We start from the raw sequence: 15,970 nt of genomic DNA, 5'->3' as shown, positions 1-15,970 counted from the left end.
CCCCCCCCCCCCCCCCCCCCCCCCCCCCCCCCCCCCCCCCCCCCCCCCCCACCGCCGTACCCAACGGCCCCTCCGGGCGGACGCGTTCGTCCGCCCGGAGGGGCCTTCGCCGTCGAGGGCGCCGGTCGGGCGGGATGCGGGGGCGGGTTCCGCGCAGGGGCCGTGCGGGGTGCCGTGCGGGGTGCTGTGCGTCACGAAAAGCCGGGATTTGAGCGCGGCTTGGCACAATGTGTGCTCTCGGCCGGAGCGGAGGCGCAGATGAGTGCAGCAAACAGTGCCGGTGGCGGCCCGGCGCGGCGGCCCGACCTCGCCGTCCCCCGCCTGGCCGGCCGCGCGCGCGACCTGTCGCTGTTCGGGCAGGCCCTGGACGGGCGGTCCGGGCTCGTCGCCGTCGCCGGCGAGGCCGGCATCGGGAAGACCCGGCTGCTGCACGAACTGCTGGCGCGGCGGCCGGAGTCCGCGCTCGTCGCGGTGTGCCCGCCGTTCCGGGAGCCGTACACCCTCGGGCCGGTCGTGGACGCGGTGCGCCGGCTGGCCGGGAGCGTGGCGGGCCTGCCGCTGACCGGTCTGGCCGGGGCGCTGCGCCCGCTCTTCCCGGAGTGGGCCGGCCAACTGCCGCCCGCACCCGAGCCGCTGGCCGACGACTCGGCCGCCCGGCACCGCCTGCTGCGCGCGCTCGCCGAACTCGTCGACGCCCTGGGCGTCGGGCTGTTCGTGGTGGAGGACGCGCACTGGGCCGACGAAACCACCCTCGAACTGCTGCTGTTCCTGCGCTCGCGCTGGGAGCACGGCCCGCGCCTCGTCCTCACCTACCGCCCCGAGGACGTCCCCGCGCGGTCGCTGCTGCGGCGGATGGTCGCGCAGGCCGGCACCACCCGGCTCGAACCCGCGCCGCTCGACCCCGCGGCCACCGCCGACCTCATCTCCTCGATGCTCGGCGGGGAGCCGGTCTCCGCGGAGTTCGCCGAGTTCCTGCACGCCCGCACCGACGGGCTGCCGCTCGCCGTCGAGGAGTGCGTCCGGCTGCTGTACGACCGCGCCGACCTCGTCCACGAGGACGGCACATGGCTGCGGCGCGAGGTCGCCGAACTCGACGTGCCGCCCGGCATCCGCGAAGCGGTACTGGAGCGGACCTCCCGGCTGCGGCCGGCCGCGGCCGGGGCGCTGGCCGCGCTCGCCGTACTGGAGGGGGAGCGGTCCCCGGGCCTCGTCGCCGAGGTCGCCGCCATGCCCGCGGCGGACGTCGAACAGGGCCTGGCCGAGGCGCTTTCGGGCGGGCTGCTGGCCGAGGACCGCGACGGGCGGGTCGGGTTCCGCCACGTGCTGGCCGCCCGCAGCGTCTACCACGCCCTCGGCGCCCTGGAACGCGGCCGCCTGCACCACCGCGCCGGGCTGGCGCTGGAACGCGAGCCGGTGCTGCGCTCGGCCGAGCTGGCACGGCACTTCAAGGAGGCGGCCGACCCCGGGCGGTGGGCGGTGCACGCCCGCCGCGCCGCGGACGACGCGATCGCCTCCGGCGACCCGCGCACGGCCTTCGGGCTGCTGCTGGACCTGCTGGTCGGCGGCGCCGTCCGCGGCGCGGCGGTCGCCCCCGTGGTGCAGCGCATGCCGCTGTACGCCGCGCCCGGCGACGGCCCGCTGCGCGAGCTGGTCGCGGTGCTGCGCGCGACCGCCGAGGGCGAACTCACCCGCGAGGAGCGGACCGCGGCGACCTGGCAGCTGGCCCGGCTGATGTTCCACGTCGGCGACAGCGAGGCCGCGGCCGCCGCGATGGAGCAGGCCGTGCCGGGGCTGGTCCAGGACCGCCCGGTCGCCGCCGTGCACGCCATGATGATGCTCGCCCGGCCGCTGGGCACCCCGCGCCCGGCCGCACAGCACCGTGCCTGGCTGGAGCGGGCCGGACGGCTCTTCGCGACCTGCTCGGGCGCGCCGCAGGAGCGGCTGTCCTTCCTCGCGGAGCGCGCCGCCACCCTGCTGGTGCTCGGCGACCCCGCCGGCTGGGACGCGGCCCGCGACCTGCCCGCCGGCGGGGACAGCCCAGGAGAGGTGTTCCAGCGTGCCCGGGGGTACGCCAACATCGGCGAGGCCGCGATGTTGTGGGGCCGCTACGACGACGCGCGGCACCTGCTCGACGCGGCCGCCGCGCTGGCCGAGGAGCACCGGCACCTGCGGCTGCGCGACCTCGTCGCGGGGACCCTCGCCCATCTGGACTGGCTCACCGGGCGCTGGGCGGGGCTGGAACCGTGGGCGGCCGCGGCCCTCGAATCCGACGAACCCGTGCTGCGCGCCGACGCGTTGCAGATCGGCGGTCTGCTCGCCGCCGCCCGCGGCGACCACGCCCGCATGCGCGAGCAGACCCGCGCCGCCGCCGCGACCGGGCGGCCGCGCGGACCCGCCGACGGGTTCCGCGACCCGTCCGCCGCGCTCGCCCGGCTGGCGCTGGCCGACGACCGGCCCGCGGACGCGCTGGCCGCGACCGATGCGGCGTGGCGGCTGATCGAGGCCAAGGGGCTGTGGCTGTGGGCCGCGGAGATCGCGCCGCTGCGGGTCGACGCGCTGCTCCGGGACGGCCGCGCGGCCGAAGCGGCGGCCGCGGCCGAGTCCTTCGGCGCGGGGACCCGCGGGCTCGATGCCCCGACCGCCACCGCGGCCGGGCTGCTCACCGCCGCGCTCCTCACCCGCGACCGCGGCGAACCCGCCCCCGCGGCAGCCCTCTTCGACGAGGCGGCCGCCGCCTGGCAGGCCCTGCCCCGCCCCTACGACGCCCTCCTCGCCCGGGAGGCCGCCGCCGACTGCCGCAACACCGACGGCTCCGCGCTCCGCGCCCTCCTCCCCGACCTCACCGCCCTCGGCGCCACCGGCGACGCCGACCGCATCCGCCGCCGCGCCGGCGGCCGCCCCGGCCGCCCCGGCTACGGCGACCGGCTCTCCCCCCGCGAACTCGACGTCGTCCGCCTCCTCGCCCAGGGCCGCACCAGCGCGCAGATCGCCCGCGTCCTCGGGCTCTCCCCCCGCACCGTCGACAAACACGTCCAGACCGCCATGCGCAAACGCGCCGCCCCCTCCCGCACCGCCCTCGCCATCGCCGCGGTGGCCTCCGGCGACATCCCCGCCCCCTGACGACCCCGCGTCCAGCCGCCGCCGCTTCGGCGGTCCCTCGGGAGGCGGCACCCGAGGCCGCGGGGCCGGGCGCGGGGTGGCCAACCGGCCCTGGTCTGCCGCACGTTGGTGGGCTGCGCGCCCGTGGTGCCTGCCCGTAGGTTGCGGCGCGCGCCGCACCGGGTTGCCCCGGGTGGTTTCGGCGAGTCCGCCGCCTTGCGGCGGATGACCGGGCCGGTCACAGCGGCTGCGCGCCGGCCCGGCCAACCCGCGCTCAGCCGCAGTGCGTTGGCGGCCCGCCGCCGTTGCGCGTGCCGTCGGTCAGGCCGTGGGTCGGTGGTGCCGGGACGTGCCGGGGCGGCGGTAGCGCGTTGTCGGGGGCCTGCGGTGGGGGCGGGTTGGGAGGTGTCGGTGCAGGTGGGGAGGGGGGCGGGGGATTTCCCGGGTAGTTCTGCGCATTGCCGCCTGCTCGCCGCGCAGCGTTCACTGCTGGGTCTGGGACAGAACGGAGCAGCCGCGATGACTACTGGCAACGGCGCCGAACCGTCAGGCGGGGAACCTGCGGCCGGGCCCGACGACGGCTCCAGCGAGGAGGAGTCCGTCGGGGAGGCCGTCGACCCGTCTGCTGAGGCGACCGCGGAGGCACCGCCTCCGCCCCGGCGCAAGGCCGGCGTGGAGTACCGGCCGGTCTGACCCGCACCCCACCCGCACCCACGCCCGTACGCACACCACCCGCACGCACCCCGACCCGCGCCGGCCCGCCCGGCCGGCGGAACCTCCCGAGGAGTCCGATGCACAGACCCATACGCATGGGTGCCGCCGCCGTGGCGGCCGCCTGCGCGGTGGCGTTCGGCCTGACGGCCGCCGCCCCGGCACAGGCGGCGGCCGCCGCGAGCGACGGCACCGCGCCGAGCACGGCGGCCTACCGGCCCGCGGCCTGCGCCGAACCGGTGCCCGCCAGTGAGCAGAAGGGCTCCGCGCCCTACGCCACCTGCGACCTGATGGACGTGACCGACAGCCACGGCCTGGCGGCCGCCGGCTCCCCGACGCCGCCCGCCGCGGCCCTGACCCCGAGCGACCTGCGGGCCGCGTACGACATGCCGGCCGGCGGCACCGGTGAGACCGTCGCCATCGTGGACGCGGGCGGCTACGCGACCGCCGAAGCGGACCTCGCGGTGTTCCGCAAGACCTACGGCCTTTCCGCGTGTACCACGGCGAACGGCTGCTTCACCAAGCTGGACCAGGACGGCGGGCACAGCTACCCGCCGGAGGACGCCAGTTGGTCCCTGGAGACCGCGCTCGACCTGGACGCGGTCTCCGCGGCGTGTCCGGACTGCCGCATCCTGCTGGTGGAAGCCGACTCCGCCGCCATCGACGACCTCGGCCGGGCCGTGGACACCGCCGCCGCACTGCACCCGGCGGCGATCTCCAACTCCTACGGCGTGCCGGGCGAGTTGGCGGACCCGTCGGCGTACGAGCAGCACTACGACCACCCCGGTATCGCGGTCACCGCGTCCACCGGTGACTACGGCAACATCGTCAACTGGCCCGCCTCGAACCCGAACGTGGTGGCCGTCGGCGGCACGACCCTGACCCGCGACGGGTCCACCGCGCGCGGCTGGACCGAGTCGGCGTGGTCCTCGGGCGGTTCGGGCTGCTCGGGCGTGGAGCCGAAGCCGGCGTACCAGCAGACCCTGGACACCGGCTGCGCCAACCGCGCCATCGGCGACATCTCCGCCGACGCCGACCCGGCCACGGGCCTGGGCATCTACAACTCCAGTGCGGTCGGCGGCTGGGAGCAGGTGGGCGGCACCTCGCTGTCCTCGCCGCTGGTCGCCGCGATGTACGCCCTGGCGGGTACCCCGACCCCCGGCACGTACCCGGTGACGTACCCGTACGACGACACGGACAAGGCGGACCTGACCGACGTCACGGCGGGCTCCGACGGCACCTGCGGCACCCAGTTGTGCACCGCCCGCGCCGGCTGGGACGGCCCCACCGGGCTCGGCAGCCCCGCCGGGGTCGGCGCACTGCGCCAGGGCCCGCACGGCACCGTGACCGGCACCGTACGCGGCACCGGGGCGGGTACGGCCGCCGGGCCGGTGAAGGGCGCGGCGGTCACCGCCACGACCGCGGACGGCCGCACCACCACCACGACCACCGACGCGTCGGGCGCCTTCACGCTCGCCCCCGCGGTCGGCTCCGCCACGCTCACGGTGACGGAGTTCGGCTACGCGAAGGCCACCGCGAAGGTGAAGATCACCCAGGGCCGCACGCTGAAGGAGCCGTTCACGCTGCACGCGCTGCCCAGCCACACGGTCTCCGGCACCGTCACCGACGCCTCGGGCCACGGCTGGCCGCTGGCCGCGTCGATCACGGTCGACGGCTACCCGGGCGGCGCGGTCGCCACCGACCCGGCCACCGGCCGGTACTCCGTACGGCTGCCGGACGGCGCGAGCTACGCGCTGCACGTCGCCTCGGCGCTGCCCGGTTACGTCGGCGCGGACACCACCGTCGCCGTCGGCACCCGCGACGTCAGCCGCGACGTGGCGCTCACGACGGACGCCTCCCTGTGCACCGCGCCGGGCTACCGCTTCGGCTACCAGGGCACCACCACCGACTTCGAGGGCTGGTCCGCCGGCACCCCGCAGGACGGCTGGACGGTCACCGACGACAGCGGCTCCGGCGTCACCTGGCGCTTCGACGACCCGTCCGGCAGCGGCAACGACACCGGCGGCAGCGGCGCGTTCGCCGAGGTCGACTCGCTCGACGCCGGCATCTCGACCCATGAGACGACGAGCCTGGTCTCGCCGGCCCTCGACCTGAGCGGCGACGCCACCCCGATCGTCTCCTTCGCCGACTCCTTCACCTCGCCGCTGTACAACTCCAACGCCTACGTGGACGTCAGCACCGACGGCGGCGCCACCTGGACGGCGGTCTGGCACCTGTCCAGGACGATCGCCCACGGCCCGGAGACCGTCGCGCTCCCGCAGGCCGCGGGCGAGAAGGACGTACGGGTCCGCTTCCGCTACGACGCCGTGCACTCCTGGTACTGGAAGGTCGACGACGTCTTCGTGGGCGACCGCTCCTGCGACGCGACCGCGGGCGGGCTGGTGGCCGGGACCGTCTCCGACGCGCAGACCGGCAAGGCGCTGTCCGGCGCCACCGTGAGCGTCGCGGGCACGGCGGCGGCCGCGACCGCGGCGGACGGCACGTACGAGCTGTTCGCGCCCGCGTCGGCCGCCGGCCGCGACGGCCGCACCGCGCTGGGCGTCACCGACGGCGCCTACACCGCCGCGACCGCGAAGGCGGCCGTGGCGCGCGACCGGGTCACCGGCAAGGACTGGAGCCTGGGCGCGGGCCGGATCACCGTCTCCGGCGGCACGTTGAGCGCCACCCAGGCCCAAGGCCGCTCGACGACCCGTACGGTGACGCTCCGCAACACCGGCACCGCGCCGGTCCATGTGGTCCTCAACTCCGAGGAAAGTTCCTACACTCCGGCCTCGCACGCCGGAACGTCGGACACGTCGGGCACCTCCGGCACCCCCGGTAAGGGCTCGGCCGTCCGGCACGCCACCGGTGACTTCACCACCGGCCCGCTGCCGGCAGGCAGCAACAGCACCAACGGCACGGCGGCGACCGGCAGTACGGCGACCGGCACCTCGGCGGGCGCCACCGCGTGGACGACCGCCGACGCCCTCCCGTCCGAACTCCAGGACAGCGGCGCGACGGCAGTCGACGGCAAGGTCTACGTCTTCGGCGGGACCGACGGCTCCGGCCCGCTGTCCAAGGCCCTCGTCCACGACCCGGCGGCCGGCGGCTGGCAGCGGCTGGCCCCGATGCCGGCGAACCTGGAGAAGCCCGGCGTGGAGGCGCTCGGCGGGCAGATCTACGTCCTCGGCGGCTGGACCGGCAGCGGCGCCGTCTCGGCGGCGGTCTACCGCTACGACCCGCGGGCGGACACCTGGTCCTCGGCCGCGCCGCTGCCCTCGGGCGTGGTCGCCGGCGGCACCGCGGTCCTCGGCGGCCGGCTCTACGTGGTCGCGGGCTGCGGCGGCAACTGCGCCCCGGCGTCGCAGGCGACGTACGCCTACGACCCCGGGACCGACACCTGGAGCCGCGTGGCGGACTACCCGGCCACCGACTCGTGGCTGTCCTGCGCGGGCGCCGGCGGCCAGGTCGTCTGCGCGGGCGGCACCGACCCGGTCACCGGCCAGGCCACGGCGGCGACGTACGCCTTCGACCCGGGCACCGGCGCCTGGACGGCGCGGGCCGCGCTGCCGTACACGCTCTGGGGCGCGGCGGTCGCCTCCTCCGGCGGGCGGCTGCAACTGGTCGGCGGCGTCGGCGACGGCGAACTGACCAACCAGGCCGAGGAGTACGACCCGGCCACCGACTCCTGGTCGGCGCTCCCGGCGGCGGGCGCGCTCGTCTACCGGGCGGCCGGGGCCTGCGGCCTGTATGTCGCCGGCGGCTCGGACGCGGCCGGCGAACCGACCGCGGGCGTCGAGCAGTTGCCCGGCTACGCCGACTGCGGCAGTTCCGGTGCCGCCGGCTGGCTGTCGGCGCCGCACACCGTCACCGTCGCGCCCGGGGCGGCCGTGCAGGTGCGGGTGACCCTCGACGCGGGCGCGGTGGACCGGGCCGGCACGTACACCAGCGGGCTGACCGTCGCCACCGACTCGCCGTACGCCGTCCCGTCGTTGGCGGTGGCGATGAAGGTGACTGCCGGGCACTGACGGCACCGACCGCGGAACACGTCCGGCCGGCCTCGGGGGAGGCCGGCCGGACGTGCGCGGTTCAGCGGCGGTTCGCGGTGGCGGGGACCGAGGGGCTCGGCGGGGACTCGGCGGAGGGGACCGAGGTGGCGGTGGCGGCGGTGGTGGCCGCGCGCCGGTCCTGGCTCGGTCGGGCCGGGGTGGCGGTGCGGCGTGCGGGGGCCTGCCGGGTGGGGTGGGCGCTCGGGGTGGGGCGGCCGGTGGTGGGCGTGGGGACGGGCGCCGGTCCGGTGGGTCCGGTGGGTCCGGTGGTGGCGCCGCTCGCGGGCGCAGGGACGGGCGGCCCCGCGGGGGAGGCGGGGCCGGCGGGCCCGCCGGACCCGGCCAGCCGCAGCGGCAGCACCGCGAGCGCGGCGGCCGCGCCGCACAGGCCGAGGCCGAGCACGGCCCGGCGCATCCGGCGGCGGGCGGCGCCGCGGCGGACCTTCTCGTACCGGCCCGGGGGCAGGCCGAGGTAGTCCGGCCCGGGCCGCAGGATCACGGTGAGCGGGTCGTCGGGGTCGAAGTCCTGACCGTCGTCAGACTGAGTGATCAAGGCTTCTCCTCAGATGGGCGCGCAGCAGTTCCCTGGCTTTGTGCAGGTCGGACATGATCGTGCCCTCCCGGCGGCCGGTGAGTCGGGAGATCTCCCGGATCGGGAGGTCGGCGTAGTAGTGCAGCAGGATCGGTACGCGCAGCCGCTCGGGCAGCGACTGCACGAGCAGGCGCAGCGACGGGTCGGCCGGTTCGGTCTGCGGCCGGATCGCGGCCTCCACGGTGGCCCGGCGCACCGCCCGCCGTTCGCGCTCCAGCTTGCGCCAGTGGTCGCGGACGAGGTTGGTGGCGGTGACGTAGAGGAACCCGCGCGGCTCCGCCACCGCTGTCCACCGCGCCCACAGCCGCATGAACGCCTCCGAGGCGATCTCGTGGGCCGTCTCGTCGTCGTCGACCAGGCGGCGGCACCAGCCGGCGAGGCGCGGGTAGAAGGCGGTGAACAGCTCGGACGCTGCCTTCTCGCGGGACCGTTTCAACGCTCTCCATGTCGTGGGGCCACGGGTCGGACGGGCGGGTGCGGGTGGGGGCTGGGGCTCCCCGGTGGCAGGGTCCCGGGCCGCACGGGGGTGCGGCGGCCCGGGGCCCTGCGGTCGGGCGGTCGGCGGCCGGGTGTCAGGTGCCCGCCGAGGCCAGCTCGGCGAAGACGATCACGTTGTCGAGGTAGCCGGTGCCGCTGCGCGGGCCGCCGCAGGTGATCAGCCGCAGTTCGGGGCGGTCCACGTCGCCGTAGACCGCGTCCGTCGGGAACTTCGACTTGGCGACCGTGCGCACGGAGGTGACCGTGAACCGCGGTGCCGTGCCGTCCGCCCGCCGCGCCACGACACCGTCGCCCGGGCGCAGTTGGGCGAGGTGGCGGAAGACCCCGTCGCCGTAGGCGCCGAGCGTGACATGGGCGAGGATCACCGACGGGCCGGTCTGGCCGGGCGTCGGGGAGTTCCGGTACCAGCCCGCGCGGTCGTGCGGCGCGATGGGCGGCACCTGGACGGTGCCGTCGGCGGCCAGCCCCAACTGCATCAGCGGGGTGTCGACCCCGATCGCGGGGACCTGGAGCCGGACCGGGACCGAACGCCGCAGCGCGCGTACGGACTTGGCGGTGGGCGGCGGCGCGGTCGCGGAGCCGCTGCTGCCCGCCGGGCGGACGGTGGCCGCCGCACGGCCGGCGCGGTGGCCACCGCAGCCCGCGACCAGCGCGGCCGTCGCCGCCGCGGTGAACGCGCGCCGGGAGAGCGGGGTCACGCCCCGGTCGCCCGCCTGCGGCGTACGAGGAAGGTCACGCCGCCGCCGAGGACGAGTGCCGCGGCGGCGCCGCCGCCGATCAGCCCGCCGCCGGGGCCGCTGTGCGAGGACGCCACGGGCGCCAGGCCGGTGTCGGGGGCACCCTTCGGCACGGCGGCGACCTGGCCCGGCCGGGCCGCGCGGGTCGGGGCGGGGGCAGCGGTGGCGGCGCGCGTCGAGGGCACGGCGGAGGGGGCCGCCGCGCTCGCCGACGGGGTGGCGGCCTGGCTCTGCGCGGGGGCCGGGGACGGGGCGGACCCGTCGGCGAACGCGGGGACGGTGCCCGCCAGCACCGCGGTGCAGGCAAGGGCCAGGGCGCTCAGGGCAGTTCGGCGCATGGGGCGCATGGATCGCTCTCTTTCGTCGGTCCGCCCGCGCGAGGACGCGCGGGGTTCGCTTGCGGATCGACTCCATTGACGAGGCGGCACCCGGGCCGATTGTAAAGTCCCGGCAAAGTCCTGTGAGTTGCCCCAGCGCCGGCCGCCGGGCCGGCGAACCGCGTCAGCCCTGCTCGGTCTTGACCCGGCCCGAGCGGGCGGCCTTCGCCAGGGCCGCGTGGTCCCGCTCGTTCTGGTCGGCGTACGCCTCCGCGAAGTCGGCCACCGCGCGGTCGAAGACGTCACCGCTGCCCAGGTAGGCGGCGATCGCGATCCGGTCCCCGGTCCTGGCGTGGGCGCGCGCGAGGGTGGCCCCGCACAGCTCCCCGAAGACGCGCAGGCCGCGCGGCACCATCCGTGAGGGGTCCACGACGCCCTTCCAGTCGCGCAACTGGCGGACGTAGAAGTCGCGTTGCACCCCGTCGAGGCCGAGCGTGCGCTCCCAGCCGAGGAAGATGTCGCCCGCCGCCTGCATGAGCCGCTGGCCGACCGCGACCCGACGGCCCTGCAAGGCGTAGCGGCTCGCGCCCGCGTACGGCGCCAGCACCGAGGTGTCCGCCTCCTTGGCCTGGAGGAACAGCGGGTCGCCGCTGTCCCGGCCGACCAGCAGCACGATCCAGCAGCGGGTGCCGACGCTGCCGACGCCGACCACCTTCCGCGCGATGTCCACCACCCCGAACTGCTCCAGCAGATGCTGCCGGTCCGGCGCCAGGGACCGCTGGTAGCCGGTGAGGAGGCCGCGCAGCAGCTCCTCCACCCGGGCCGCGTCCGCGCCGGGCAGCAGGTCCTCCAGGCGGCGCAGCGTCGGCGGGTCGGAGATGATGCGTGTCCTGCCGCCGACGGACTCGGTGAGCTTGCGGGCGGCCTGGAGGCTGTCCCGGCCGCGCGCCTTGGCGAGTTCCGCGGCGAGCCTGCGGCGCCCGCGGGCCTGCAACCGGCCCGCGGCCAGCTCCCTGAGCAGGTCGGCGTCGGCCCGCGCGTACCAGACGTCGAGGTCGCGCATCCCGGCGAACCGCCGCATCTGCTCGCGGTAGGACCGTACGGTGGCGCGCACGGTGCTGCGGCGCTGCGCGGTGCTGAAGCCGTTCTCCCGCGCGGCGATCACCATGCTGGCCGCCAGCCGTTTCAGGTCCCACTCCCAGGGGCCGGGCAGCGTCTCGTCGAAGTCGTTGAGGTCGAAGAGCAGGTTGCGCTCGGCGGAGGCCAGCAGCCGGAAGTTCATCAGGTGGGCGTCGCCGCACAGTTGGGCGCGCAGGCCCGACACGGGGGTGCGGGAGAGGTCCTCGGCCATGATGGCGGCCGCGCCCCGGTAGAAGCGGAACGGCGACTGGAGCATCCGGCCGTAGCGCAGCGGCACCAGCTCCGGCACCCGGGTGGCCGACTGCCGCTCCAGGGTGTCCACCGGGTCGGTGCGGTCCGGGGCGGGGGCGTACTCGGCGTGGGAGGAGCGCGGTGCCCGGGCCCGGGCCGCCCGGCCCTGCCGGGCCCGCTCCTCGGGGGTGCGCATGGCCGCGCCGCTGACGGTGACGATCCGCCGGGTGTCCTCGGGCGCGTCGCCGGACGCCCCGGTCCCGGTCGCCCCGCTTGCCCCGGTCTCCTTGGTCGCCTTCATCGCCGGACCTTCCTGACCTCTGCGCGCACGGAGCCGGTGTCGCGCGGGTTCGCCGAGTTTCGCCCGATTTCGTGCCCTCTTCTGTCCGGACTCTAGGGCAAAGGGCGGCGGCCCACCTCCCGGGCACGGGGCCAGGGAGGGGCCGCGAGGGGGCCGGGCGCCGAAAAGGGCTGCCGCGCCGCCGTCACCCGTACGCCGGGTCCGGGGCGCCGCCGGGGACGGGAACCCGGGGGGAGGGCTCCTCCTCGGCGTCCACGAGGGTGCGCTCGTCGAACGGCAGGTCGCCCGCCAGCACCCGGCTGACCCGCTCGCGGTCCACCTCGCGCACCCAGGTCCCCACCAGCAGCGTGGCGACCGCGTTCCCGGCGAAGTTGGTCAGGGCCCGCGCCTCGCTCATGAAGCGGTCGATCCCCACGATCAGGCCGACGCCGTCCACCAGCGCGGGCTGGTGCGACTGGAGGCCGCTGGCCAGCACCGCGATCCCGGAGCCCGACACCCCGGCCGCGCCCTTGGAGGCGATCATCATGAACAGCAGCAGGCCGATCTGCTGGCCCAGGCCCAGCGGCCGGTCCAGCGCGTCCGCGATGAACAGTGAGGCCATGGTCAGGTAGATCATGGTGCCGTCGAGGTTGAAGGAGTAGCCGGCCGGCACCGTGACGCCGACGACCGGGCGGCTGACGCCCAGGTGCTCCATCTTGGCGATGAGCCGGGGCAGCGCGGACTCCGAGGACGACGTGGAGAGGATCAGCAGGAACTCCCGGCCGAGGTAGCGCAGCAGCCGGAAGAGGTTCACGCCGGTGACCAGCCGCAGCACCGTGCCGAGCACCACGACGACGAACAGCAGGCAGGTCGTGTAGAAGCCGATCATGATGGTGGCCAGCGCTTTCAGCGCGTCGGTGCCGGTCTCGCCGACGACCGCGGCCATCGCCCCGAACGCGCCGACCGGGGCGGCCCACAGGATCATCGACAGCACCCGGAAGACCAGCTTCTGGAGGTGGCCGATGCCGCGCAGCACCGGCTCGCCGGAGCGGCCCATCGCCTGGAGGCCGAAGCCGACCAGCAGGGCGACCAGCAGTGTCTGGAGCACCTCGCCGTCGGTGAGGGCCGACACCATGCTGGTGGGGATGATGCCCAGCAGGAAGTCGACCGCTCCGACATGGGCGTTCGCCGCCGCGGTGTGGCCGAGGTGCCGGGTCGCCTCGGTCAGGTGCAGCCCGGAGCCCGGGTGCAGGATGTTGCCGACGACCAGGCCGATGGCCAGCGCCACCGCCGACATCACCATGAAGTAGACGAGCGCGAGGCCGCCGACCCGGCCGACCTTCGCCGCCTGCCGGACCGAGCCGACGCCCAGGGCGATGGTGCAGAAGATCACCGGCGAGATCATCATCTCGATCAGCGAGACGAAGCCGGTGCCGAGCGGCTTCAGCTCCCGGGCGAAGTGCGGCCACAGGAAACCGGTGGCGACGCCGAGCAGCACCGCGACGATCACGGCGAGGTACAGGTACCGGGTACGGTCCCGCCGGGCGGCGGGCGGGGTCTGGGCGAGCGGTTCGGGCATGGCTGGCCTCCTTGACGGCAGTGCGTGCGGCTCACGTCCGGCGGTCCCCGCGACTATCGCGGGACACGTGACGTGCGTCACGGTTGTGGTCGTTGAGTTCACGCCGAGTCGAGAGGCGGCCCGTTGCCATGGCGGCGCCACGTGTCCCGTATCCCCGCAGCCTGGCGGGGCAGTTGTTCGCGGTGCAGGCGGTCCTGGTCGCGCTCGCGGTGACCGCGTGCGCGATCTTCGGCTACCTCAGCGACCGGCGGCAGGCGGAGGCGTCCGCCCGGCGGCAGGCCACCGCGGTCGCCCGGTCGGTCGCGGACACCCCCGCGGTGCGGCAGGCGGCGCTGCGCGGCGGCGACCCCACCGCGGCCCTCCAGCCGTACGCGCGGTCCGTCCAGCGCGACACCGGGGTGGACTTCGTGACGATCATGGACCCGCACGGCATCCGCTGGACGCACCCCGACCCGGCCGAGATCGGCCGCCGCTACCTGGGCCACACCGCCCCGGCGCTGCACGGCCGCACCTTCGCCGAGACCTACACCGGCACCCTCGGGCCCTCGGTGCGGGTGATCACCCCGATCCGCTCCGGCACCCGGATCACCGGGCTGGTCAGCGCGGGCATCACCGTGCAGGCGATCAGCGCCCGCTCCCGCCGCCAACTGGCCGCCCTGATCGGCGTCGCGGCCGCGGCGCTGGCCCTCGGCGGGATCGGCACCTACCTGGTCAACGCCCGGCTGCGCCGCCACACCCACGGCATGAACGCCCGCGACCTGCACCGGATGCACGACTACCACCAGGCCGCGCTGCACGCCGTACGGGAGGGGCTGCTCCTGCTCGACGGCGAGCAGCGCATCGCGCTCATCAATGACGGCGGGCGCGAACTGCTGGGCCTGGCCGGGGAGGTGGTGGGCCGGCCGGTCGCCGGGCTCGGGCTGCCCGACGCGCTGACCGCGGCGCTGCTGGACCCCGCCGCCCGCGTCGACGAACTCCACCTGACCGCCGAGCGGGTGGTCGTGGTCAACACCGCCCCGGTCTCCGGCGGCGAGCAGCGCGGCACCATGGTCACCCTGCGCGACCACACCGAACTCCAGTGCATGATCGGCGAGTTGGACTCCGAGCGCGGCTTCAGCCGGGCGCTGCGCGCGCAGGCGCACGAGGCGGCCAACCGGCTGCACACGGTCGTCTCGCTGATCGAACTGGGCCGCGGCGCGCAGGCGGTGGACTTCGCCACCGCCGAACTGCGCGCGGCGCAGGCCCTCACCGACCAGGTGGTGGCGGCGGTCGACGAACCGGTGCTGGCCGCGCTGCTGCTGGGCAAGGCGGCGCAGGCGAACGAGCAGGGGGTCGAGCTGGTGATCACCGACGACAGCCGGCTGGAGGACGGGCTGCTGCCGGCCGGGCTCGCGCCGCGGGACCTCGTCACCATCCTGGGCAACCTCATCGACAACGCCGTGGACGCCACCCGGGGCCTGCCGGCCGCGCGGATCGAGGTCACCGTCGCCGCGCGGCAGGCCCCGGGCGGGCTGCTGCTGCGGGTGGCCGACACCGGCCCCGGGATACCCTCCGGCGACACCGACGCGGTGTTCGAGAGCGGCTGGTCCACGAAGCCCGCGCCGCCCGGGGGCCGCGGACTCGGGCTGGCGCTGGCGCGGCAGGCGGTGACCCGCAACGGCGGCACCCTGACGCTGGCCGCGGGGCCGGAGGGCGGCGCGGTCTTCACCGCGCGCCTGCCGTGGCGCCCGCAGCCGGAACCCGCGGCGGCGGGCCCGGCCGCATCCGGGGCTGGGGCCGCACCCGCACCCGGGGCCGTACCTGTGCCCGTACCCGCGGCCGTACCCGCGGCCGACGGCCGCCCGGCGCGAGGAGAACAGGCATGAGCGCGGCGGCCATCCGCGTGCTCGTCGTCGAGGACGACCCGGTCGCCGCCGACGCGCACGCCCTGTACGTCGGCCGGGTGCCCGGCTTCACCGTCGTCGGCACGGCGCACAGCGCCGCCCAGGCCCGCCTGCTGCTGCTGCGCGCCGAGGTCGACCTGCTCCTGCTCGACCTCTACCTGCCCGACGGCCACGGCCTGGAGCTGGCCCGTTCGCTGCGCGCGGCCGGGCACCGGACGGACGTCATCGCGGTGACCTCCGCCCGCGACCTGGCGGTGGTCCGCGAGGGCGTCTCGCTCGGGGTCGTGCAGTACGTCCTCAAGCCCTTCGCCTTCGCCACGCTCCGCGACCGGCTGCTCAGCTACGCCACGTTCCGCGCGGCGGCCGGCGAGGCGGGCAGCCAGGACGAGGTCGACCGCGCGCTCGCCGCCCTGCGCCCGTCCCGGCCCGCGGTCCTCCCCAAGGGGCTCAGCGCCCCCACCCTGGAGGCCGTCGTCCGCACCCTGCGGGCCGCCCCCGACGGCCTGACCGCCGCCGCCACCGCCGCCTCGGCCGGGATCTCCCGCATCACCGCCCGCCGCTATCTGGAGCACCTCGTCGACGAGGCCCGCGCCGCGCGCAGCCCCCGCTACGGCCAGGTCGGCCGCCCCGAGCTCCATTACCGCTGGATCGCTCCCGACTGACCGATCTGCCGGATGAGTTGGTACAGACAAATGCTGCTGGTGTCTTGTCGAACGGCAGGCCGATCGACATGCTGTGCACATGACATTCACATCGTGTCTGTCCTGTGGAGCCGGGCCCGGCGGCCCGGCCCCGCGCACCTCGTGACACCCGCCAGCGGCGGCGTAGCGGAACTCGAGAACCACGCCTTTCCC

At 76.4% G+C, this 15,970-nt stretch carries 11 protein-coding genes; 5 read left to right on the top strand and 6 right to left on the bottom strand.

Annotation, left to right across the window (positions count from 1 at the left end):
• Positions 1-258 precede the first annotated feature (258 nt).
• From AC3ERT_RS28145 to AC3ERT_RS28135, 3 genes are all read left to right on the top strand, one after another.
• The gene (locus tag AC3ERT_RS28145) at positions 259-3,120 is read left to right on the top strand and encodes an ATP-binding protein (RefSeq protein WP_435177516.1); all 2,862 of its coding nucleotides are present in this window, start codon (positions 259-261) and stop codon (positions 3,118-3,120) included.
• A 498-nt stretch (positions 3,121-3,618) separates the two neighbouring features.
• Positions 3,619-3,792 carry a hypothetical protein gene (locus tag AC3ERT_RS28140; protein WP_435177514.1) on the top strand — a complete coding sequence of 58 codons (174 nt, stop codon included), beginning with the start codon at positions 3,619-3,621 and terminating at the stop codon, positions 3,790-3,792.
• Between the two features lie 98 nt (positions 3,793-3,890).
• On the top strand, positions 3,891-7,838 hold the full coding sequence (locus tag AC3ERT_RS28135; RefSeq protein WP_435177512.1) for a Kelch repeat-containing protein: 3,948 nt from the start codon (positions 3,891-3,893) through the stop codon (positions 7,836-7,838).
• Between the two features lie 61 nt (positions 7,839-7,899).
• Here the strand turns inward: AC3ERT_RS28135 and AC3ERT_RS28130 are convergent, their stop codons facing one another.
• The 6 genes from AC3ERT_RS28130 to AC3ERT_RS28105 all read right to left on the bottom strand — a co-directional run bounded on the left by AC3ERT_RS28130 (position 7,900) and on the right by AC3ERT_RS28105 (position 13,233).
• Positions 7,900-8,412, bottom strand: coding sequence for a hypothetical protein (locus AC3ERT_RS28130; protein ID WP_435177510.1), 513 nt, complete (start codon positions 8,410-8,412; stop codon positions 7,900-7,902).
• The gene (locus AC3ERT_RS28125) at positions 8,396-8,887 is read right to left on the bottom strand and encodes an RNA polymerase sigma factor (RefSeq protein ID WP_335983770.1); all 492 of its coding nucleotides are present in this window, start codon (positions 8,885-8,887) and stop codon (positions 8,396-8,398) included. Before AC3ERT_RS28125 ends, AC3ERT_RS28130 begins: the two co-directional genes overlap by 17 nt.
• Positions 8,888-9,023: 136 nt before the next feature.
• Positions 9,024-9,647 (bottom strand): class F sortase, encoded by a 624-nt coding sequence (locus AC3ERT_RS28120; RefSeq protein ID WP_435177508.1) that lies wholly within the window; start codon positions 9,645-9,647, stop codon positions 9,024-9,026.
• Positions 9,644-10,024 (bottom strand): sortase-dependent protein, encoded by a 381-nt coding sequence (locus AC3ERT_RS28115; RefSeq protein ID WP_435131539.1) that lies wholly within the window; start codon positions 10,022-10,024, stop codon positions 9,644-9,646. The genes AC3ERT_RS28120 and AC3ERT_RS28115 overlap by 4 nt, the downstream gene beginning before the upstream one ends.
• A 163-nt stretch (positions 10,025-10,187) precedes the next feature.
• Complete coding sequence (locus tag AC3ERT_RS28110) at positions 10,188-11,570, bottom strand: DUF2252 domain-containing protein (RefSeq protein ID WP_335983829.1); 1,383 nt, start codon at positions 11,568-11,570, stop codon at positions 10,188-10,190.
• A 289-nt stretch (positions 11,571-11,859) separates the two neighbouring features.
• Complete coding sequence (locus tag AC3ERT_RS28105; protein ID WP_335983775.1) at positions 11,860-13,233, bottom strand: cation:dicarboxylate symporter family transporter; 1,374 nt, start codon at positions 13,231-13,233, stop codon at positions 11,860-11,862.
• Between the two features lie 128 nt (positions 13,234-13,361).
• Here AC3ERT_RS28105 and AC3ERT_RS28100 point away from each other — a divergent pair, with 128 nt between their 5' ends.
• Positions 13,362-15,098: a sensor histidine kinase gene (locus AC3ERT_RS28100; RefSeq protein WP_435177506.1), complete on the top strand. Its 1,737-nt coding sequence runs from the start codon at positions 13,362-13,364 to the stop codon at positions 15,096-15,098.
• Positions 15,095-15,778, top strand: a complete 684-nt coding sequence (locus tag AC3ERT_RS28095; RefSeq protein WP_335983779.1) for a response regulator — start codon at positions 15,095-15,097, stop codon at positions 15,776-15,778. The genes AC3ERT_RS28100 and AC3ERT_RS28095 overlap by 4 nt, the downstream gene beginning before the upstream one ends.
• The last annotated feature ends 192 nt before the right edge of the window (positions 15,779-15,970 follow it).

Source organism: Actinacidiphila sp. bgisy145 (assembly GCF_057708125.1).
This window is presented reverse-complemented; position numbering and strand designations above follow the sequence as displayed.

Bases quoted from the DNA above. Each gene is read 5' to 3' on its own strand.
- AC3ERT_RS28145 (WP_435177516.1), top strand. From the start codon at position 259: ATGAGTGCAGCAAACAGTGCCGGTGGCGGCCCGGCGCGGCGGCCCGAC.
- AC3ERT_RS28140 (WP_435177514.1), top strand. From the start codon at position 3,619: ATGACTACTGGCAACGGCGCCGAACCGTCAGGCGGGGAACCTGCGGCC.
- AC3ERT_RS28135 (WP_435177512.1), top strand. From the start codon at position 3,891: ATGCACAGACCCATACGCATGGGTGCCGCCGCCGTGGCGGCCGCCTGC.
- AC3ERT_RS28115 (WP_435131539.1), bottom strand. From the start codon at position 10,024: ATGCGCCGAACTGCCCTGAGCGCCCTGGCCCTTGCCTGCACCGCGGTG.
- AC3ERT_RS28110 (WP_335983829.1), bottom strand. From the start codon at position 11,570: ATGCGCACCCCCGAGGAGCGGGCCCGGCAGGGCCGGGCGGCCCGGGCC.
- AC3ERT_RS28105 (WP_335983775.1), bottom strand. From the start codon at position 13,233: ATGCCCGAACCGCTCGCCCAGACCCCGCCCGCCGCCCGGCGGGACCGT.
- AC3ERT_RS28100 (WP_435177506.1), top strand. From the start codon at position 13,362: ATGGCGGCGCCACGTGTCCCGTATCCCCGCAGCCTGGCGGGGCAGTTG.
- AC3ERT_RS28095 (WP_335983779.1), top strand. From the start codon at position 15,095: ATGAGCGCGGCGGCCATCCGCGTGCTCGTCGTCGAGGACGACCCGGTC.